Origin of the sequence: Ginsengibacter hankyongi, from assembly GCF_008710285.1 — a bacterium.
In the GTDB taxonomy this organism is placed as follows: domain Bacteria; phylum Bacteroidota; class Bacteroidia; order Chitinophagales; family Chitinophagaceae; genus Ginsengibacter; species Ginsengibacter hankyongi.
Genome location: NZ_VYQF01000001.1, coordinates 516377 through 537898 on the forward strand (window position 1 = coordinate 516377; position 21522 = coordinate 537898).

20 protein-coding genes and 1 tRNA gene are annotated in these 21522 nt (G+C 37.8%); 9 read left to right on the forward strand and 12 right to left on the reverse strand.

Going from position 1 to position 21522, the window contains the following annotated elements; all coding sequences use genetic code 11:
- Window positions 1-210 precede the first annotated feature (210 nt).
- Window positions 211-2763, forward strand: a complete 2553-nt coding sequence (locus FW778_RS02205; RefSeq protein WP_150412962.1) for a sensor histidine kinase — start codon at window positions 211-213, stop codon at window positions 2761-2763.
- A gap of 104 nt (window positions 2764-2867) precedes the next feature.
- Here FW778_RS02205 and FW778_RS02210 read toward each other — a convergent pair whose 3' ends face one another.
- From FW778_RS02210 to FW778_RS02225, 4 genes are read right to left on the reverse strand one after another with little or no spacing between them, the layout of a single operon-like run.
- Window positions 2868-3857: a glycosyltransferase family 9 protein gene (locus FW778_RS02210; protein WP_150412963.1), complete on the reverse strand. Its 990-nt coding sequence runs from the start codon at window positions 3855-3857 to the stop codon at window positions 2868-2870.
- Between the two features lie 48 nt (window positions 3858-3905).
- The gene (locus FW778_RS02215) at window positions 3906-5126 is read right to left on the reverse strand and encodes an MFS transporter (RefSeq protein WP_150412964.1); all 1221 of its coding nucleotides are present in this window, start codon (window positions 5124-5126) and stop codon (window positions 3906-3908) included.
- A 22-nt stretch (window positions 5127-5148) separates the two neighbouring features.
- Window positions 5149-5847: a DedA family protein gene (locus FW778_RS02220; RefSeq protein WP_235906003.1), complete on the reverse strand. Its 699-nt coding sequence runs from the start codon at window positions 5845-5847 to the stop codon at window positions 5149-5151.
- A gap of 17 nt (window positions 5848-5864) precedes the next feature.
- A complete protein-coding gene (locus tag FW778_RS02225) occupies window positions 5865-7121 on the reverse strand; it encodes a dicarboxylate/amino acid:cation symporter (protein WP_150412965.1) in 1257 nt (418 codons plus the stop codon).
- 130 nt (window positions 7122-7251) lie between these two features.
- On the opposite strand from FW778_RS02225, the gene FW778_RS02230 reads away from it, so the two are divergent.
- A complete protein-coding gene (locus FW778_RS02230) occupies window positions 7252-8799 on the forward strand; it encodes an amino acid permease (protein WP_150412966.1) in 1548 nt (515 codons plus the stop codon).
- Window positions 8800-8892: 93 nt separating this feature from the next.
- Here the strand turns inward: FW778_RS02230 and FW778_RS23395 are convergent, their stop codons facing one another.
- From FW778_RS23395 to FW778_RS02250, 4 genes are all read right to left on the reverse strand, one after another.
- Window positions 8893-9093 (reverse strand): hypothetical protein, encoded by a 201-nt coding sequence (locus FW778_RS23395; RefSeq protein ID WP_150412967.1) that lies wholly within the window; start codon window positions 9091-9093, stop codon window positions 8893-8895.
- Between the two features lie 19 nt (window positions 9094-9112).
- Window positions 9113-10090 carry a YitT family protein gene (locus tag FW778_RS02240; protein WP_150412968.1) on the reverse strand — a complete coding sequence of 326 codons (978 nt, stop codon included), beginning with the start codon at window positions 10088-10090 and terminating at the stop codon, window positions 9113-9115.
- A 528-nt stretch (window positions 10091-10618) separates the two neighbouring features.
- On the reverse strand, window positions 10619-11071 hold the full coding sequence (locus tag FW778_RS02245; RefSeq protein ID WP_150412969.1) for a single-stranded DNA-binding protein: 453 nt from the start codon (window positions 11069-11071) through the stop codon (window positions 10619-10621).
- Window positions 11072-11160: 89 nt separating this feature from the next.
- The gene (locus FW778_RS02250) at window positions 11161-11916 is read right to left on the reverse strand and encodes an XRE family transcriptional regulator (RefSeq protein ID WP_150412970.1); all 756 of its coding nucleotides are present in this window, start codon (window positions 11914-11916) and stop codon (window positions 11161-11163) included.
- 247 nt (window positions 11917-12163) lie between these two features.
- Here FW778_RS02250 and FW778_RS02255 point away from each other — a divergent pair, with 247 nt between their 5' ends.
- Complete coding sequence (locus FW778_RS02255; protein ID WP_150412971.1) at window positions 12164-13024, forward strand: SMP-30/gluconolactonase/LRE family protein; 861 nt, start codon at window positions 12164-12166, stop codon at window positions 13022-13024.
- A 67-nt stretch (window positions 13025-13091) separates the two neighbouring features.
- Here FW778_RS02255 and FW778_RS02260 read toward each other — a convergent pair whose 3' ends face one another.
- Window positions 13092-13277 (reverse strand): hypothetical protein, encoded by a 186-nt coding sequence (locus FW778_RS02260; protein WP_150412972.1) that lies wholly within the window; start codon window positions 13275-13277, stop codon window positions 13092-13094.
- Window positions 13278-13849: 572 nt separating this feature from the next.
- On the opposite strand from FW778_RS02260, the gene FW778_RS02265 reads away from it, so the two are divergent.
- Window positions 13850-14035 carry a hypothetical protein gene (locus FW778_RS02265; protein ID WP_150412973.1) on the forward strand — a complete coding sequence of 62 codons (186 nt, stop codon included), beginning with the start codon at window positions 13850-13852 and terminating at the stop codon, window positions 14033-14035.
- A 224-nt stretch (window positions 14036-14259) separates the two neighbouring features.
- On the opposite strand, the gene FW778_RS22990 is transcribed toward FW778_RS02265, so the two are convergent.
- Entirely contained in the window at window positions 14260-14400 is a 141-nt protein-coding gene (locus FW778_RS22990; protein WP_202552043.1) for a hypothetical protein, read from the reverse strand.
- Window positions 14401-14598: 198 nt separating this feature from the next.
- Here FW778_RS22990 and FW778_RS22995 point away from each other — a divergent pair, with 198 nt between their 5' ends.
- The 3 genes from FW778_RS22995 (at window position 14599) to FW778_RS02275 (ending at window position 18265) form a co-directional block, all read left to right on the forward strand.
- Window positions 14599-14766 carry a hypothetical protein gene (locus FW778_RS22995; RefSeq protein WP_202552044.1) on the forward strand — a complete coding sequence of 56 codons (168 nt, stop codon included), beginning with the start codon at window positions 14599-14601 and terminating at the stop codon, window positions 14764-14766.
- 389 nt (window positions 14767-15155) lie between these two features.
- Window positions 15156-17084 (forward strand): alpha/beta hydrolase-fold protein, encoded by a 1929-nt coding sequence (locus FW778_RS02270; protein ID WP_150412974.1) that lies wholly within the window; start codon window positions 15156-15158, stop codon window positions 17082-17084.
- 68 nt (window positions 17085-17152) lie between these two features.
- Window positions 17153-18265 (forward strand): alpha/beta hydrolase-fold protein, encoded by a 1113-nt coding sequence (locus FW778_RS02275; RefSeq protein ID WP_150412975.1) that lies wholly within the window; start codon window positions 17153-17155, stop codon window positions 18263-18265.
- Between the two features lie 367 nt (window positions 18266-18632).
- Here FW778_RS02275 and FW778_RS02285 read toward each other — a convergent pair whose 3' ends face one another.
- Both FW778_RS02285 and FW778_RS02290 read right to left on the reverse strand, forming a co-directional pair.
- Window positions 18633-18842 carry a hypothetical protein gene (locus FW778_RS02285; RefSeq protein ID WP_150412976.1) on the reverse strand — a complete coding sequence of 70 codons (210 nt, stop codon included), beginning with the start codon at window positions 18840-18842 and terminating at the stop codon, window positions 18633-18635.
- A 93-nt stretch (window positions 18843-18935) separates the two neighbouring features.
- A tRNA-Gln gene (locus FW778_RS02290) sits at window positions 18936-19006 on the reverse strand.
- Between the two features lie 492 nt (window positions 19007-19498).
- On the opposite strand from FW778_RS02290, the gene FW778_RS02295 reads away from it, so the two are divergent.
- Complete coding sequence (locus tag FW778_RS02295; protein ID WP_150412977.1) at window positions 19499-20416, forward strand: T9SS type A sorting domain-containing protein; 918 nt, start codon at window positions 19499-19501, stop codon at window positions 20414-20416.
- A 260-nt stretch (window positions 20417-20676) separates the two neighbouring features.
- Window positions 20677-21339: a peptide-methionine (S)-S-oxide reductase MsrA gene (gene msrA / locus FW778_RS02300; protein WP_150412978.1), complete on the forward strand. Its 663-nt coding sequence runs from the start codon at window positions 20677-20679 to the stop codon at window positions 21337-21339.
- The last annotated feature ends 183 nt before the right edge of the window (window positions 21340-21522 follow it).

Consider the following 21522-nt stretch of genomic DNA (forward strand, 5'->3'; position numbering starts at 1 on the left):
AATTATTTTAGGAACGAACGAAATAAATAGTTAAAACCAAAATAAACGCCACGGGATAAAGGCTTTAATTATGCTTTGCATAACCGGCTTTAAATTTAAGTTCTCTCAATAAAGTCGGGTATTCAGCGTTATTATACATTCCAATAATTAAAGATTAAATAAATTGCTTAAATTGTTCCTTATACCATTACCAATATTTGAAAAACTAAAATGACGTCTTTCATCGCGGATGCTTCCCACTTAGAAAACTCAACAGAGTTTTTATGGGGCTTAACAGATACTGAATTTCGCTTTGTTCATACCAACCGTTTGTTTCAAAAACAATTTGGGCTGGAAGATGATAGATGGAAGGGACGTTTGCTCCATGACGTGGTTCAATCTTTTCAAATAGAGAAATTTCTGCACGCCAATAATGAATGCATAAATAATCCCGGCAAAACCATCTCTATAGAAATTCAGACAACCACCGCTACTAATGAAAATTGGTTCAGATGGGAAGTAAGTGCCATTGTAAATAATCAAAATAATGTAACAGGAATCCGTCTCTTAGGTACGGATATTACCAAACAAAAAAAAGCAGAACAAATATTATTGCAACAGGCGCTATTACTTGATAATATCCCGGTCGCCATTATTTCAACAGATGAAAATTTTTGCATTAAGAGTTGGAACCTTAAAGCTGAGATGATGTTTCAGTTGAGACATGAAAAAGAAAATAATAATGTACTGCATGAAATCCGGCAAATTAATTTTATAAATGATTCAGAAATCAATTTCAAAAGCTCAATCACTAATGCTGGCTTTTGGAACGGCGAGATGGTAATAGAAAATAACAACCGTAGTAAATTTCATCTTATAACAATGGTGAATGCCATTAAAGATAAAGCAGGAAAGACCACGGGTTTTGCTGCAGCCGGCAGAGATATTACCAAAGAGAATGAAATAAAAAATACGTTTGCAGCTGGCCCAAATAACCCGCGTCCCGAATTAATAAAAGAGCAGAAGCAGTTTAATACTTTTATGGAATATGCGCCTGCTCTTGCGTGGATGAATGATGAAGATGGCATCCTGCAGTACATGAATACTTCATTCAAAGACACTTTCCATCTTTCAGAAAATAATATTGGCAAAAAAATCTATGACTATTATCCTGAATCTATAAAACCAGATTGTATAGCAAGTGATAAAGAGGCGCTTGCCAAAAATACGTGCATACAAAATTTCGAAGAGAACCTGAATGGAAACGATGAAAAAATTAGTTACCAGGTTTATAAATTTCCTGTCGGGGAGCACAACAATAAAAGACTGGTGGGCGGTCTTGCATTTAATATTACCGGGCAAATAAACGATAGAATGGAAATCATAAAAGAAAGAAGTCAATTTCAATCTTTTATGGAAAATGCACCACTACTCGCATGGATAACCGATGCTGAAGGTGTTTTGCTTTACATGAATACACGTTTCAAAAGTTCGTATTGTTATACGGATGAATATTTAAATAAAAAGATCGGTAGTATAAAGCCAATTACTGACAGAGAAAAAGCATTGCTGCCGCATAATGATGTAATAATTAAAAATAAAAGCATTGAGCTCTTCCAGGAATGGACAGACGAAAATAAAAAAGCTCGTACGTACAAAACTTTTAAATTTCCAATAGAGGATGTTGAGGGCAATTACCTGGAAGGTGGACAATCTATTGAAATTACCGCTGAATTATTAGCCCAAAGTGCCCTTAAAAAAAGCAATGAACTTTTCGAGTATGCCGGAAAAGCCACCCGTGATGTTATCTGGGACTGGGACCTGAAAGAAAATAAAATAAGGAGAACCGGCGGATATAAAAACCTTTATGGTTATGAAATGACTGATTTGTACGAGCCACATACCTATGAAAAAATACACAAAGAAGATATTACCCGTGTTTTAAGAATTGTGGAAGAAGCATTTAAGCGCAATGATTCCCGTTGGCACATAGAATACAGGTATCTCTGTTCGGATGGCTCATATAAAATTGTAATTGACCAGGCTTACATAATAAGAAATAAAAATGGCAAAGCCGTGCGTGTTATAGGCTCTATGCAGGACGTAACGGAAGAACGTAATTTACAGCAACAGGTTTTAATAACTGAAAAACAAAAAAAGAAAGACGTTGTTGATGCCGTAATCGCGGCGCAGGAAAAAGAAAGAAATGAGCTCTCTGCAGAATTACACGACAACGTAAATCAATTGCTGGCGGCTTCAATCCTGTATTTGAAAACCGCTCAAAAGCAGGAAGTCATTAAAGAAAATCTGATTACCCAAAGCCTGGATTATGTTCAGAAAGCGGTAGATGAGCTTCGTGGCATTAGCCGTAATCTTACTCCGTCAGAATTAAAAATGAATGGCCTTGGTGCAGCACTTAAAGTATTTGCAGAAAAATTGCATATACCCAAAAGCTTTGAAGTAAAACTTGTGATTGGAGAATTAAACGAAAATAAAATAAGCCAACCTCTAAAATTGGCTGTATATCGAATAGTTCAGGAAGTAATAAATAATATACTCAAGCATGCTAATGCAACTAACGTTGCTATTCATGTATGTGAAACCGGTAATAACCTGAAACTAACGGTAACGGATAATGGTAAAGGAGTTGACCTGTCAGCCATAAAAAAAGGATTGGGAATAATTAATATATACAACCGTACTGAAAATTTTGGCGGTTCAGCAGAAATTATATCATCACCCGGGAAGGGTTGCACCTGGAACGTGGTTATTCCTTTAATTTAAGTAATTCTATTACACCAATTTTATACCACGAATTACACGAATTTCGACCCGTTAATAGATGTGATGCATTTGAGCAGTTTGTATAACGGTGCAATTGTGTAACCTTATTTCTTCCGCAGAAATTCTTTTACACTGTCCACAATGGCATCAATTTCAATTTTGTTCATACATTTAAAATGACCTAACGGGCATCTGTCATAACCAATTTTACTGCAAGGGCGGCACCACAATTTACTTACCTGGAAAATTTTGCAGGCTGTTTTATAAGGATACATCCCAAATGAAGGAACTGTATTTCCCCAAACAGAAAAAACCATTTTCTTAAACGCGGCTGCAATGTGCATGAGTCCAGTATCATGGCTTATCACCAAATTAGACCTGCGCACAATATCAGCAGATTCGTTTAATGAATATTTACCACATGCATTGTATATTTTTATTGGATCAATACCGGAAATTTCAGATCCATTAGCAAAATCATCTTTCCCCCCTAATAAAATTATTGGGTAATCAATTTTGGCACATAATTCTTTTAGTTTATCTACAGGCAACTTTTTTGTAAAATGTGCCGCCCCGATTGCAATAGATAAAAATCCATGCGAATGAGAAAAAGGTATATCAGATTCTTTAACCTTGTCCTTTTCAGGAATAAAAAAATCCAGGCCCAATTCATCATTAACCACATTAAAAGCTGAAACGGTTTCCATATACCGGTCAACAATATGTTTAGCCGGCAACAGGTTGAGCTTAAAATTTGTGTAGATCCACTTTTGGGTATTGAGCTTATTGTAAGAATAAAACTGAACTCCCTTTAAGGCTTGTTTAATTCTAAGTGTACGCAGGTTAAAATGAAGATCAATCACTGCATCAAACTTTTCCTCTTTTAGAAGGTCGATGGTATCATCCAGATCTTCAGCAAGAGTAAGCACTTTGGTTATATAAGGATTTGATTCAACTATTGCTGCAAAATTTTTCTTTGTAAGATAATAAATACCGGCGTCCGGAAATTTTTTGCGTAAGCAGCGTATAACCGGCGTAGTTAGTACAATATCACCAATAGAAGAAAAACGAATGATTAGAAATTTTTTAGCCACGAATTACAACGGTTTACACGAATTAAACTAATTACACCGACCAACGATTTACATTTCAATATAATCAAGTTCTTTATGAAAAGTTTCTTCTGTTAACAGGGTAGCAATAATACTTATTATCATTACAACAATGCCGGTTATTAATCCGCTTAAAGTATAAGAAAAATAACCTTGCAAACCGTTGAAGAGTAAAAGCATTAACGGCAGGGATCCGCGAACCATGTTGGGGACAGTGGTGGCTGCCGTTGCGCGGAGATTAGTGCCAAATTGTTCAGCCCCCATGGTTACAAAAATGGCCCAGAAGCCTGTGGCGAAACCCAGGCCCGCAGCAATCCAGTACATACTGGAAGCAGTGCTGCTGCCCGTTTGCATAAAATACAATGCTATCATTATAATGGTAAGAACATAAAAAATGTATAACGCTTTCTTCCTGCTTTTCAAAAGCTGGCTGAGAAGCCCGGCTATTACATCGCCGACCGAAATAGCAATGTAAGCATACATGGTTGCTTTACCAGGATTAATGTCATCGGTCATGCCAAATTGCTTTGCAAACTTGTTTGAAAATGCTATAAGAATGCCGATGACGTACCAGGTTGGAAGACCCAACAAAATACTGCACGCATATTTTTTAAATCGTTTCTTATTATTAAAAAACATTAAGAAATTTCCCTTTGAAACCGTCCGTTCCATTGCTTGGTACATGCCGGATTCGAACACACTTACACGCATCAACAACAAAAGGAAACCAAGGCCGCCACCGATAAAATAACAAATTCTCCAGTCATATTTTTGGGAAATAAAAAAAGCGACTATGGCCCCCGTTAGTCCGATGCCGGCAACCATTGCTGTTCCAATTCCTCTTTGTTCTTTTTTAAGAAGTTCGGCTACTAACGTGATACCGCCGCCCAATTCCCCGGCAAGGCCAATGCCTGCAACAAACCTGGCCATTATATATTGAGGTACTGTTTGCACAAAGCCATTGGCAATGTTGGCAAGAGAATATAATATTATAGAACCGAAAAGTATACTAAGCCTTCCTTTTTTATCTCCGGCAATACCCCAAATAATGCCGCCGATTAACAATCCTATCATTTGAATACCGATAATCAGTTCCCCTTTTTTATCAATATCCGTTGCACTTAAGCCTAAAGATTTCAGGCTGGGGATTCGAACTATATTAAACAGGAGCAGGTCATATATATCAACAAAATACCCTAAAGCTGCAACTATTACAGGAATGGAAAAAACTGCAATGTGTTTTTTATTCATATCAAAACAAAGTCACTGGTTCTTAATTAGATTTTTTCTTAGTAATGAAAACTTTCCATATAACCGGGAAAGTGGTAACTACTATAATTCCTACCACAATTACTTCAAGGTGTTCCTTAAGGTCGAAATTAAACTGGTGTTGAATAAAAGTTTGAAGAAAGTGACCGGCAAATAACATGCTGCCTACCCAAAGGATGCATCCTACAATATTATAATAGCTAAATTTTTTCCAGTCCATCAAAACAATTCCTGCAACTATGGGAGCAAACGTTCGTACGAAAGGAACAAATCTTGCTAAAACAATTGCCTGGCCTCCGTTCTTTTCATAGAATTCGTGGGCCTGCACCAAATATTTTTTCTTGAAGAAAAATGTATCTTTTCTTTCAAATAAAAAAGGGCCACTCTTGCGGCCAAACCAATATCCAACAAAATTGCCAAGTATCCCTGCGATGGAAATTAATATCCATAATATAAAAAGATCTGCCCATTGATTATGTGTTTCAAACAATGCTGACGCTACAATACCCGGAACACCTCCTGTGGTTGAGCTGAAAATACCGGTAACAAAAAGCAGTGCATCGCCGGGTAAAAAAAATCCGGCAAACAGTCCTGTTTCTGCAAATACAATAAATAATATCATCCATAAACCACCATGCTGAATATAGAAATGTGGATTTAATAAATCCCTTATACCTATGCCTAAAATGTCTAATAATTCCACTTATAATAATTTTAATTTTAATTAGTAAGTTCACCTTCCCATTTACTTACAGCCGAGGTAGCCAAAGCATTTCCCAGCACATTCGTCATGGTACGAAACATATCACAAAAATGATCTATTGGCAATATTAAGGCAATTCCGGCAGGTGGAATATTAAACATGCTGCAAGTGGCCAATACAACAACCAACGCAGCCCGGGGCACACCTGCAATTCCTTTGCTGGTAAGCATCAATACCAGCAACATAGTAATTTGTGTTCCCAAATCCATTTGAATATTGTAAGCCTGCGCTATGGCTATGCTTGCAAAGGTCATATACATCATGCTGCCATCGAGGTTAAAACTATACCCTAACGGTAGCGTAAACGCAACTATTTTTTCCGGGCAGCCAAAGCGCTCAAGCTCCTCCGTTAGTTTAGGAAAAACAGCTTCGCTGCTTGTAGTGCTGAATGCAATTAATAAGGGCTGGGCTATTCTTCTTAAAAGGGATGGTACCCTGTTCTTTAATATTAAATAACCAACGGCAATTAATACAAGCCAAAGAACAAATATTCCAATCACAAAAAAGAAAAGATAATTGCCGTAAAATTTAAATATCTCAAGCCCGTTAGTTGCAATAACAGCTCCCAGTGCACCAAAAACACCCAGTGGAGCAAACTTCATTACGTAACCCACCATTTTTAAGATGATATGCGATACACTTTCCAATGCTTTTATTACAGGTTTGGCATAATCGCCAATGGCAGTTGTGGCAATACCAAAGAAAACACTAAAGATTACAATCTGTAAAATCTCATTGGACGCCAAAGATTGAAAAATGCTTTTCGGAAAAACATGCTCTACAAAATTGGTTAAAGAAAACTGGTGTGTATTCGACATCAGGTCTTTTGCTGCTGACGCATCGGCTATATTTAAATTTATTGCAGCGCCAGGCTTAAAATAATTAACAAGCACAAGCCCTATAAAAAGACTTACTAACGATGCGGAAACAAACCACAAGAGCGCTTTGCCTCCTATTCTGCCAACCGTTTTTAAATCTCCCAGTTTCGCAATCCCCACCACTAACGTTGAAAATACCAGCGGGGCAATAATCATTTGAACCAGTCTTAAAAAGATAGTGGTTAGCAAATTCATATCAACGGCAAAAGAAGCGATAAACGAGGCAGATGCATTCCGGTGAACAATATATCCCAGCACGCTGCCAGCAAGCATTGCAATAAGGACATAGATGGTAAGTTTGTTTTTATTTGCGGCAACAGGCTTTATATCACTCATATTAATTTTGCAATATAATATTTAAAATGAGTTATCAGCCCGGCCCGTTAAAAATTATACTTCGCTTTTATATTTTAAAAATTAATTCCTTACTTTTCCACCTTATTGATAACCAAAAGATATACTATACATGAGTTTATTTGTAACCAAGCCTATGAGCAGCCTTATGGCTGAAGCCAGTGATTCGGGTAATACACTAAAAAGAACACTGGGCCCGATAAATTTAATTGCACTGGGTATTGGTGCCATCATCGGGGCTGGCCTTTTCGTAAGAACCGCTGCCGCCGCTGCACAGAATGCCGGCCCATCCGTAACAATAGGTTTTATTATTGCATCTGTTGGATGTGCCTTTGCGGGATTGTGTTACGCAGAGTTTGCTTCAATGATTCCCATCGCGGGAAGCGCATACACTTATTCTTATGCAACAATGGGTGAGTTTATTGCATGGATAATTGGCTGGGATTTGGTTCTTGAATATGGTGTGGGAGCTGCAACAGTTGCTATTGCCTGGAGCGAATACTTTAATAAGCTACTTGAAATTTTTGGCCTGGACGTCCCCTATCAATGGTGCCACTCTCCTTTTGAAGTGTCTACCACGGGTATTCATGGCATAATGAATATTCCGGCACTATTTATAATTGTTGTGCTCACATTGTTATTAATAAGAGGGATGCAGGAATCAGCAGTGGTAAATGCGATAATAGTTATTTTAAAAGTAGCGATAGTGATAGTAGTAATTGCAATGGGCTGGCAATTCATCAAACCTGAGAATCATACACCTTTTATTCCTGCACCCAGCACTTATACAGATACGCAAGGCATCACTCATAACTATGGTGGCATTCTTGGAATATTGGGCGCGGCAGGAGTTGTGTTTTTTGCATTCATTGGTTTTGATGCGGTTTCCACTGCTGCACAGGAAACCAGGAACCCTAAGAGAGATATGCCAATTGGTATTTTAGGGTCGCTGGTAATTTGCACAATTTTATATATCCTCTTTTCATATGTACTTACAGGTGTTGCATCAGTTCATGATTTCAGAACCCAGGGAAAAGAAGCCTCTGTGGTATATGCCATAGAGCACATGAGTGGCTCAATGATCGGGGGCGTGTGGGTGCCTGCTTACAAATGGCTGAGCAATCTTGTAACGATAGCAATTCTTGCAGGTTTTTCTTCTGTAATTCTTGTGATGTTAATGGGCCAGTCGAGGGTATTTTATTCTATGAGTAAAGATGGATTGGTGCCGCAGGTATTTTCTAAAATACATCCTAAGTTTAAGACTCCTTATAAATCTAACCTCATCTTTTTAATATTTGTAGGATGCTTTGCTTCATTTATACCAGGTGACATTGTAGGAGATATGACCAGTATAGGAACACTATTTGCTTTTATATTGGTATGTGCCGGCGTATGGATTATGAGAAGAAAACATCCTGAAATTAAGAGACAATTTAGAGTGCCTGCGGTTGGCCTTATATCTACCTTAGGTATTATCGTTTGCGGCGCTATGATATTTGGTCTTGGCTGGACCAACTGGGCACGGCTTATTGGTTGGCTTTTAATTGGGTTTATAATTTATTTTAGTTATAGTCGTCATAACAGCAGGCTAAGAAACCCGGGCAAGTTTCCGCCTCCCGGTCATCATGAAATTCCCGAAGATATTCCACCATTAATATAAATTCTTTACATAAAATCCCGTTTTGTCAAAGGCGGGATTTTTTTGTTTTGCAACGGAGTAAAAAAGTAAATCACTTTGGTTGGCCTTCGCCATTCATTGGGGAGCGAACATTGCATTTGAATCTGCTAACTCAATTATCCCTACGAAAACTTTGGTACAACATGATAGAAGCACATGGCTGCTTGCAGCATCATGGGGATTGCTTCTTGTAATATTGGCCATGTTATACTTACAAAGCTTTTTAAAAAATGTTTGAAAACAAATATTGTATAAATCGTGAGAAGAATTCTTCATTCACCCCAAGTTGAATGCCTTAATGTTTAAAAGGCCGCTTCTTTATCATTCCACCCTTCGTGTCCTTGATGCTGCTCATAACTACAAAAGCATTCGGGTCAATCTTTTCGATTTCTGTGTTAAGGCGGTTTAACTCTAAACGCGTAACAACTGTATAAACTATATCAATGTCTTTTGCCTCACCTGTTTTGCCGAATCCGCGTTTGCCGTTATACACCGTTACGCCCCGCCCCAGCTTTTCAATTATCATCTGTCTTACTCTGTCGCTGTATGTGGAAATTATTGTTACGCCTGTATATTCTTCAATCCCTTCAATTACAAAGTCAAGCGTTTTAGAAGCGGATAAATAAGTTACCATTGAGTAAAGTGCAATTTCCATTGATAAGAAGTAAGCGGCTGCAGAAAAAATAACTATGTTTATTACAATTATAATATCGCCGATGGTGGTTCCTAATTTACGGCTTAAAAATATTGCTAAAACTTCTGTACCGTCAATAACGGCGCCGCCTCTTACCGAAAGCCCGATACCTGCACCCAGGAAAAAACCGCCAAACAATGCCACGAGCAAATTGTCGTTTGTTACATTAGGAAATGAAACCGTAGCCACCACCAAAGCAAGTCCGGAAATAGCAAGTGCTGTTTTTAGTGCAAAAGCCTTTCCAATAACGGTGTAGCCCAGAATGATAAAGGGAATGTTTACCAAAATTAAAAGAACATAAAGTGGAATTCGCGTAAGCGCAGATATTAAAAGTGAAATGCCCGTAGCTCCACCATCAATAAAGTGGTTGGTTAAAAGAAATCCCTTAAAGCCGAATGCAGCCGAAAAAATACCAAGCGTTACCAGGATAAAATCCTTAAAAAGATTGGTGACGCTAACTTTGAAACTTCTAAACCCTTTGGCAAGTTCAAAGCTTGAGTACATTTTTTCGGAGCCTGCATTGTTTCCTTTATGCCTCAGCGTGGTTTTAATTATTATTCGTTTCCAAAAAGGATTCATTGTGCTGCTGGTTTGGTTTACTATTAAAGTCTAAACTGCCCTTGTTTCTAAAAAAGTCCGGTATTGTCAATCCATATTTTAAAGGGTTTACAGAAGAATAAAGCTATTTGCTTGTAACACCGCAAGGCCTGCTACTATGCCTGCATATTATACTCTCGTGGGTAAACAAAAAAAATCAACCATGTTATTGAAACGTAGGGTGAAAAGCCTTTAATGAAGATAGAACAAAAGAAGAATATTTGAATGCTGCACAGGATGACCATCAAAAATATCCATAAAAGAAGGGCCACCCGCGTGACCTTTGTTTACAAACACCGGGGCAAGTTTACTATTGAACAAACTTTGGCAAATAAGATCGCTAAGGCTAACTAAAGTATATGTTTTTGTAAACAAGTACAGTGAACTACAGGATGCTCCCTTTGGCAAAACAGCCGCGTACGTACTTATTAATGTATTATACAACCGACATACCTGCATAAAAAAAGACAGTGATTACACTGTCTCTTAACTAACCCATCCATAATTATTTTAGAACGGAAGGTCATCCGCGGCATCTTCCATTTGTACGGAAGCGGGGCTTCCGGAAGTTGAATTATATCCTGTGCCGGAGGAGGATGAAGACGAAGATGACGAATAGGAACCTGCGCTACCCTGGCTTCCATCGGTATTACCTCCTAACAATTGTAAATCTCTTACCCTCATTCTTAAGGTTGCCGCCGGCTGGTTGTCCTTGTTCGTATAGGCTTCTGCTTCGGGCGTGCCTTCAACATAAACCTGCTTTCCCTTTTTTAAATACTGGGCTACCGCCGTACGGTCTGTCCAGTAAGCACAATTTACCCATGTGGTTCTTTCTTTTAAATTGCCCTGGGCATCTTTGAACTTTTCAGTGTGGGCTACGTTGAAATTAATAACGTTTTTACCATTTACTTCTTTTTGGATGCAATCAGCTCCAAGGTTGCCTACGATTTGTAATTTGATCATGACTGTGTTTTTTAATTGTTAATCGATGTATCTGAACGGCCTCATCTTAATTATAAAAATGAAGCGAAATCTAATGAATGATCACAAACCTAATTCATTTTCTTTTTTAAAGAGCTCACCTGGTCTTGCAGGTTACTAACCAAATTTACCAGCGAATCCACATCCCAACGCTGCTGTTGTGTTACTTTATTAATAGCGGCCTGCGCCTGCCATACTTCCAGCACATCGGCAGTGTGCACCTGGTAAGGCTGGTAAGCAGGATTATCGCTTACGAGGGTAAGCTTGTTTTTATTTTTGTTGCTTTTAATTACACGCTTGTATACAATGCCCTCACTTTTGCTTACCACAATATAGGCTGCATTGCTTTTTATATTTTCAATGTTCTCCACTTTCTCTCCTACTATTACACTGCCACTGGGTGTAGGCATCATACTATCTCCTATTATCTCAAAAGCCCGGTAAGTGCCGCCGGAAAGCATCGGCAGGGTAAAAGTGTTGAGCTCATCAATAAATTCAGTATCTGCATAACCTGCCAGGTAGCCTGCGGCAGCTTTTACCGGAACAAAATGAATGAGATTCCTATCCGCACTCATCATTTTAAGCTGGCGCCTTTTGGCCAGATAACTTGAGCCCTTAGATTCACTCAGGTCGTGCAATAAAAGTTCGTCCAGGGTCACTTTAAATATTTCCGAAACTATTTCAAGCACATCAGTTCTTGGCTCTGCTCTTTCTTCTTCATAAGCGCCAACGAGGGAACGCTTAATACCCAGTTTATTGGCGAACTCTTCCTGTGTCCATCCGCGTAGCTTACGCAAGTATTTTAAATTAAGTCCTGCTAATGCCATAGTAACTAATTTATTTAGACAAAAATACTAATTTATTTAGCTTGACCAAATTTATTTTAATTATTTTTTACGAGGTAATTTTATAAGGTTTAAGAAACCAGTTATATTTATAATTATGATAAAAAAACAGCTATTTAAAGAAATTCATAAACAAATTTCTATTATAGGTTTAATATTTGTTTCCAGCTTAAATACATACAGCGCTGATTATTTATTTAACCCGTCAATTTATTTCAAAATACAAACTATGCAACCGAACTCTCCTGCAGATACAATTATTAATGACAATAAAATTGCAAATGGCACACCTGTCTTAATATCTGATAAATTTTCTTTTACCGAAGGCCCCGCAGTGGATAAACAAGGAAACGTTTTTTTTACCGACCAGCCCAATAACCAGATATGGAAATATAGTATCGATGGGAAGCTTTCTCTTTTTATGGACAATACGGGGCGCTCCAACGGGATGTATTTTGATAAGAAAGGAAACCTTATTTCCTGTGCGGATGAACACAATAAACTGGTGGCCATAAGCCCATCGAAAGCAATTACCGTACTTGCTGATAATTTTAACGGCGAGATATTTAACGGGCCAAATGATGTATGGATAAACCCGGTAAATGATGATATCTATTTTACGGATCCTTATTATAAAAGGGATTACTGGGAAAAAGACCATCCTCATATAGCAGAACAAAATGTTTACTACCTGCAAAAAAATAAAAAGAAAGCAGTATTGGCTGCCGCAGAAATGACCAAGCCCAATGGAATTATTGGAACACCCGACGGTAAATTTTTATATGTTGCCGATATTGGGGCCAATAAAACGTATAAATTCACGATTGATAAAAACGGGAGTTTGATAAATAAACAACTTTTTGCCAGCCAGGGTTCTGATGGAATGACAATTGACAATAAGGGAAATATTTATTTGACAGGGAAAGGCATTACTGTTTACAATAAGGAAGGAGAAATAGTGCAGCAGATTCCTATACGGGAAGACTGGACCGCTAATGTTTGCTTTGGTGGAAAAAACCATGATGAACTGTTTATTACAGCATCTAAATCGGTATACATTTTACACACTAATGTGAAGGGAGTACAATAGCGCCGCTTTTGCTTTAATTCATTTAATTTACAATTATTCTATTAACTAATTGATCTTTAAAAAAAAACTAAACCTTACTGCCTTTGTTTAAGGCGGTAACTGCGTAAAAGAAGAGTACCAGCGAACCAATACAAATTAACGGCAGTAAAAATGAGCCAAAGATAGCCGCACTTGCCAGGAAAATAACCAGGGAAACTGCACAGGTAATTCCGATAAGTACTAAAAGAGTGATTAATAAATATCTAACAAACATAGGATGGTTTTAAACGGGTGATAAAGGGGTTATTATTATATTATAAGGCCAAAAATGTGCCAAGATAGCCGGGAACGGATGATAACATTTTTGAAAACCTTAATATGATTAACTACTCCTGTTAAGGTCTCCTGTTTTTACAGGTACAAAATATCTGAATTTTATGAGCGATAAACTTCCGAAATAGTATTTTGCCGGATTTAAGTAGAAAAATTTCTATTATTAAAACAATCCGTTTACTACAAGAAGCTATTTTTTTCGTAACTACTTTGCAATCGCTAACAGAATAATGTTGTATTGTACATTATTTAATATCCTTGATAAAGCCGTTGCTTTTTTTTGAAATCATCTAAACCACCGTATCGTGTAAGCATTTAAGAACGCTTACGCGATATTTTTTTATATAAACTTTACAGGTAACCGATTAGCCCGGAATTGAAATAGCTATAGTGCAGCTCTTGCCGGGGCTGGTTATTATGTTTATTTCTCCATTAAACGAGTCGATCCGGGGCATCCGCCTGCGTTTTACATGAAAAAATTGGACGTTGGTCCTGCTTTTTTCAATTCTCTAAATGCAAGTGCTGCGTTATCAATTTTGTCTTCGGTACCGGCAGCCCTTATACAATGCGTTAAATAGTTTTATCAGCACACTGCAGTTAACCCATCCATATGCAAGCAATAAAGAAATTATAAATAAACCAACGGATAGCCATGCTGATTATGGAAATGGTGTGCATGCTTTATCTGATTTTGCATAGGATTAGGTGAATTAATTCAGGATGCCCGTAGTTCTTCAGATAAGCCATTGATCTTCTCATTGTTTGCACAAGCGTGGAGGCGATCTCTATGAATTCAGATTGAATTGATTTTAACAGCTATTGCTAATTTATTTGGGGGTTGCTTCATCTTTGCCTGCCTTATTTTGTTTTATTAATGCAATTTCCAAAGTTCTAATTTTTCTACAATTGCTTATAGTAATATGTCACTCATTATTATTCTTTTTTACAAATGCATTCTCTTTGCTTTTTTCTTTCTCTTTTTTATAACCTCCATTAGAGCGTAACGATTGATCTTTTTGTTCCGGCTTTATTAATTCATCAAGGATATTTATGTCTTCGTTCAAGGGCTTGTTAATTTCCACTCTTTGCTTATAGAAATACCTTCTGAATAAAATGAACTTACCGGTGACTCTATTAATCTCCCTGCTTGCTGCTGAACCTATAACTACAAAAAATATTACAAAATGTAACCGATTGCAAGTTTTTTATTAAAAATCCTTACCTTGGTGATTAAAGGATTAATGTTCCAGTAAACAAGCTGCATGAAAAAAGTATTTTTGAATTTTTTGCTGGGCCAGCCATTAATAATATTTGCCCAAAATGCTACTATTAAAATTAATGTTACTAAACCCATAGGACACATTGATCCGAAAATCTTTAGTGTATTTATGGAGCCGATTCACTTTAACGGGCGATTGCGGTTACTATAAGTTATAATAGTAATGAAGTTGTATTAATAAGTCATCCTGATGTTGAGCCTGCATATAACGAAACTACAGAACTGCATTTATCGCTTGATGAAAATGGGATTGCTAAAAAAGAATTGAATACACAAATGGCGTTTTAAAGACGCAATCGTACTAAGGAGTATAAACTTTATTATGAGTCACCATTTAACGGTAGCTATAAAAATATGCCGGATAAGATAACAAGAAGCAGTACTGATAAAGATATGGATATCGATGAAACGAAACTTCCCGGCAATGCACTGAAGTTTGCTTACATGGGTGGGGTGTTAGTGTGAGTGGGAATATAGATTAATAAGGCCATAAAATATTATTAATACATCCAAATTTCGTAGCAAAAAATAATGAAACACATGAAATACGTTTTCTCTCTATTTATTGCTTTACTGTTTGGTTCAGCAGTTTTTTCACAGGATATCATCAGCCAGATGCCATCCGTCTTTGATTCTATTCAAGCAAACATTCCGCATGGAAAAATTGATTCATTCAGTTACAAATCAAAAACGGTTGGCACTACAAGGCAATCATTAATTTATACACCACCCGGTTATTCAAAAAAGAAAAAATATCCTGTGTTGTATTTGTTGCATGGCATTGGCGGTGATGATAAAGAGTGGTTGAATGGCGGGCATCCCGAAGTTATTTTAGATAATTTGTATGCAAAAGGAAAGGTGGAACCGATGATTATTATAATGCCTAACGGACGTGCTATGAAAAATGACAGTGCCACCGGAAATATTTTTGCACCTGATAAAGTAAAAGCATTTGCGACATTCGAAAAAGATTTGCTGAATGATCTGATTCCATACGTACAAAAGCATTATCCTGTTTACACTGATAGAAAACATCGTGCTATTGCAGGGTTATCAATGGGCGGTGGACAATCGCTGAATTTTGGCCTTGGCAATCTTGATAGATTCGCATGGATAGGAGCGTTCTCTGCTGCACCCAATACTAAAACACCTGAAGAGTTGGTACCTGACCCTGCAAAAGCGCGGAAAGAATTAAAGCTATTGTGGATTTCCTGCGGAGCCAGCGATGGACTAATCACTTTCAGCAAACGAACACATGATTATCTTGCCAAAAATAATGTACCGCACATTTATTACATCGAGCCGGGAGTACATGAATTTAAAGTCTGGAAAAACGGCTTGTATATGTTTTCGCAATTAATTTTTAAACCGGTTGATACCTCTACCTTTTCAAAATATCCTGTAGTGGGCGCACCGGCTTCGACAAATGTAAGAGGTGCAGACTATCCGCAAATACTGGCAAACCACCGCGTAATATTTCGCATAAAAGCGCCGGGTGCTCAAAAAGTGCAGATTGACCTCGGAAGAAAATATGATATGGTGAAAGATACCAGCGGCTATTGGAATGTTACAACCGATTCTATCAGTGAAGGCTTTCATTATTATTCTTTGATTATTGATGGTGTGGCTGTTGCAGACCCTGCCAGCGAAACGTTTTATGGTATGGGACGAATGGCAAGTGGCATTGAAATACCGTTTACGGGTGGCCGTTATTATGCGCTTGGTAATGTAGCTCACGGTGACATACGCATTAAAAACTATTTTTCTACTGTTACTAATTCATGGAGGCAAATGTACATCTATACACCGCCGGCTTACGATTCTGCAGTTGACGTAAAATATCCTGTTTTATATATTTTGCATGGTGGCGGCGAAGATGAAACTGGCTGGGCGAGGCAGGGAAAAGCGAATGTTATTTTGGATAATCTTATCGCCGATGGGAAAGCAAAACCAATGTTGATTGTGATGCCTGATGCTAATATTGGCGTTGGTGGCTTTAACGCCGCTGCCATTGAAAATGGAATTAAGCTGTTTGAAAAAGAAATGAAGCAAGCGATTATTCCCTTTGTTGAAAAAAACTATCGCACGATAAATGATGCTAACCATCGTGCATTGGCAGGATTGTCACTCGGTGGCATTCATACACTTTACACAGGTATCAACAACACAGATGTGTTTTCTTATCTCGGCATATTCAGTTCCGGATGGATAGTGCCAATGATGAATAAAACCGCTGATGCACAATATGCTTTTGTGAAAGAGAATGCTGATAAGATAAATGCTAACCTGAAAGCATTCTGGATTTCCGAAGGTGGTCCGGAAGATATTGCCTACAAGAACGGGCAAATCATGTTGGGCAAATTAGATGAGCTGAAAATTAAACATACTTATTATGAGTATCCCGGTGGGCATACCTGGCCTGTTTGGAGAAATGATTTGTACCATTTTGCACCATTGCTTTTTAGGTAACAGACAGATATTCATTCGACATTTTTAAAAATCTATAATCATAAATTAATCACTTAAATATTTGTAAAATGAAATTAAAACAGGCAATTATCTTTTCGGTAGCTCTGCTCGCAGGCCAAAGCATTTTTGCTCAAAATAATGTTGTTGAAGATTTCAAGCCTTCAACACTAAATCAACCGGGACAGGTATATCCCCAGGTGAACTCGCAGGGATATGCCCGATTTAAAATCAACGCTCCAGAAGCTGATAGCGTTCGGGTAAGCCTGGGTTTAGGAGGAAGAGGAGGTACGTTGCTTACAAAAGGAACGGATGGATTTTTTACCGGCACCACAGAAGGGCCAATGGATGAAGGTTTCCATTACTATCATCTCACAGTTGAAGGTGGTATTTTCAATGATCCCGGCACATTGAATTATTATGGTTCTACCCGTTGGGAAAGTGGCATTGAAATACCTGCTCACGACCAGGATTTCTATGCACTTAAAGATGTTCCTCATGGAAATGTGCAGCAAATTCTTTTTCCATCCAAAAGTACCGGCACTCAACGCCGTGCTTTCGTGTACACGCCACCGGGTTATGAAAAAAATAAGTCTGAAAAATATCCCGTATTGTACCTCCAACATGGCTGGGGCGAAGATGAAACTGCTTGGAGCAACCAGGGACATGCCAATCTTATCATGGATAACCTCATTGCCGATGGAAAGACAAAACCATTCATAATCGTGATGACCTACGGAATGACTAACGAATTAAAATGGGGCCACATGAAGGATTTTAAAATTGAACCTTTTCAAACGGTGCTGGTTGATGAATTGATACCTTATGTTGATGCTCATTTTCGCACACTCGCAGATAAGTCGCATCGTGCTATGGGCGGCCTTTCAATGGGCGGCATGGAAACACATTTGATTACGCTGAATAAACCTGATGTATTCTCTTATTATGCTTTGTTAAGTGGAGGCATTTATACGCCCGATGAACTTAAAAATAAATCAAAGCCTAAACTTATCTTTATAAGTTGTGGAAGCCGGGAGAGACCTGAGGGCGTTAAGAATGCTGTAATTGCACTAAAAGATGCGGGTTATAATGCAGTCTCCTATGTTTCTGAAAATACAGCTCACGAATTTTTGACATGGAGACGCAGCCTTCACGAGCTTGCACCGGTGCTGTTTAGAAACTAAGAATTGTACTATTCCATTAATTTTTTTTATAATGAATTACAAATCTTTCATCCTTTTTTATTGCAACTATTTTAACCAGCGCAATCAGCTTTGCCCAACCCGATAATTTTACACCGACTTCTACGAATCAGCCAGAAAGCAGTATCCAAAGGTAAATGCTGAAGGCCGCGTTCGTGCCAGCATTGCGGCGCCCAAAGCAAACAAAGTGCAGCTTGATATCGGCGGTAAAAAATATGACATGTCAAAAGATGAAAAAGGAGTATGGACCGGCGAATCACTGCAGCAGGATGAAGGCCTTTTTATTACCAGCTAAATATAGACGGGGTTCCCGGGTTAACTCTGATGTTTTTGTTATGATGTGGGCAAATCAACTGTAAATGCATGAAAGGCCTGTACTGATAAATCCATTGTCATTCTGCAGGGTTGTTTTTTCTTTTAGATATCCTGTTATGAAACGGGAATCTGTGAATCTGCAGTCAGCATACCACGTTTCCGTAAGTTTTGCTTTAGTGGTTTGCCAGTTATTAGGGAATACATGAAAGTCACTTCTTCGGCACCCGTTTGGTAATTGTATCATCTGCCGAAGATTAAGTAAAAGTTCTCACGAAAGTTGTTACTTTTACGTATTTGTCACCTTTTAAAATTCGCCAAAACCCTTATTCCTTCTACGTTACCCGACCTGGATTCGAACCAAGACAAGCAGAATCAGAATCTGCGGTACTACCGTTATACTATCGGGCAATAAAATGCAAATGTAAGATGTAATGAAGAATTTTAAAAACACGTGAAAATTATTTCGAATCGATCAGGCTTCATACCTGTTTAAATTGTTTAAGATCAACATATTTCAACAATTTTTCAGTTTACCTGTAAAAAATATTCGCCAATGCTTGCAAAATTAAAAAATCAATTATACTTTTGGCGTACACAAGAATTCTCCTAACACTCCATCCCCTGAATTTCCAAATTAAGTTTATCGCGTTTTTAAAACAGATTTAATTATCTCCTTAATGATTAAATTTATTCTTTGTCCAACAGTGATAAAAGAATTTAAACTTACTGCATAATCCCAATTATCTAAAGTTTCCCCCAAATCCTTTAAAATACTTCTGCCAATTTTCAATTAGCATTATTCTGCTATATTATTTAGTCCTCATCCATAGAGTAAAAGCCCAAAAACTTTCAGTCCTAAGTATTACCAAGCTTATTTTTTAAACTCTAAATCACAAGAAAATGAAACGAATTTTACTTAGTACCAGCGTGCTTATATTATCTTTTGGGGCTTTCTCGCAAACTTTGTGCCCCACACAATTTTTAAGGAATAATGGTAACTCCGGCCCATGTGCTTCACACATCAGGCTTTATTTTGCCAGTTGTCCATCTTCAGTTCCTACCCTGGACTCCATTAAAATAAACGGCGTTTTGCAGCCAGAGACTTACAGTCTTATTGCCCAAACTTGTCACGGCAACAATGATTATGTTGATTACTGTGTAAGCGACAACAACTTACCTCCCGCAGGTCAGATAACGGTCTTCTTAACCTATCCCGGGGCTGCAGGTGGAAACTCAACAAGCGTAATATGTAATGTAGTTGAGGCAGGTCCGGCACCAGTAATTCTCACCGGATTTAGTGCTCAGCGCAATAATAAAAATGACGTGGACATTACCTGGCAGACAGCCCAGGAAATCAACTCCAGCACTTTTGAAATTGAAAGATCGTATGATAATATTTCTTTTGAAAAGATTGGTTCTGTAAAAGCAGCTGGTAATGCAAGTATTTCGAGATCTTATTCTTTCACAGATAATTCAAATAACAGCAAAAAAACAAGCCTGTACAGAATTAAGATGATTGACATTGATGGTTCTTTTGCATACTCGCAAACAAAATCTGTGAAGGGCTCTAACGTAACTACAGACTTTTTAATTTATCCCAATCCGGGTTATGCGAATTCAAAAATTACAATAAGTCAATTAAATGGCCCTGCAATTATTAAATTCTTTGACCTTTCAGGAAGAGTAGTTAAAACTGTTTCCTTGGAAAATTCAAATAGTACGGAAATAAGTGATTTACAAAAGGGCTCTTATTTTGTACAAATCACCGAAAAAAATTCCGGTATTACACAGGTTAGAAAACTATCCGTTATAAACTAATTTTTTTCTTCCTTACAAAACCAAAACCGTCTTTTAACCGAGGCGGTTTTTCTATTACAAAAATGTATTGGCTATTTTTAATTGCCGGTCCCTCCAAAATCTTAAAATAATCTTCTATAACGCCTGTCGAACAGGTAATTCTTTCAAAATTATTTTATGTTTTATCTTTAGTGTTGTATTTCTCCATTAAAAATTCTTTCTCACTTTCTTTTAACAACTGTTCTTTTATATTATCCGTAAATATGAAAAATATTATAAAAATGAAATCGGCAACTGGATTATTATTTATCACAACTTTAATGATGGCGCTCACTTCATGCGCTCAAAAATCAGGAAACAAACCCATGCAAACTGGTTTAAAAAAACAAGATCTTTCCAAATACAGCAAAGCCTATTTTGCTGCAGGCTGCTTCTGGCACGAAGAAGCTTTATTTGAAAGTGTGAAGGGCGTAAAAGAAGCAATATCAGGGTATGCCGGGGGCACCACACGAAACCCAACTTATGAAGATGTAGAAACCGGCAATACCGGCCATGCTGAAAGCGTTGAAGTCTATTACGATCCTTCACAAATTTCCTATGAAACTTTATTGAAAGTATATTTCGCTGGTCAAAATCCAACGCAGGTAAATGGCCAGGGCCCTGACCTTGGCACACAATATCGCTCTATCGCTTTTTATACCAACGATACCGAAAAAAAAGATATTGAAAATTATATTCAGCAAATGACTGCCTCGGGGAATTATAAAGCGCCTATTGCTGCACAGGTTATGCCGTTGAAAAAGTTTTGGATAGCTGAAAATTATCACCAGGATTACATCGCCCACCATCCTGACCAGGGTTATGTTCAAGCCGTATCTATTCCCGAGATCAAAGCTTTTCAAAAAGAATATCCGCAGTTAGTTAAGCCAGATCATATGTTTTGACGATTTTTATTCTAATTGAAAACAGAAGTATGTCAAAGGTGTCAGGCCATTAAAAACTCTTTTTAATTCTAAGATTCTCAACGAGTGGCCGGACACCGTTAGGTTCACTAAAACTTGCTGGCAAGTCGAAGGTTCTTATCAAATGGCCACACACCTGCCCTGAACAAGAATCAAAAAAATCAA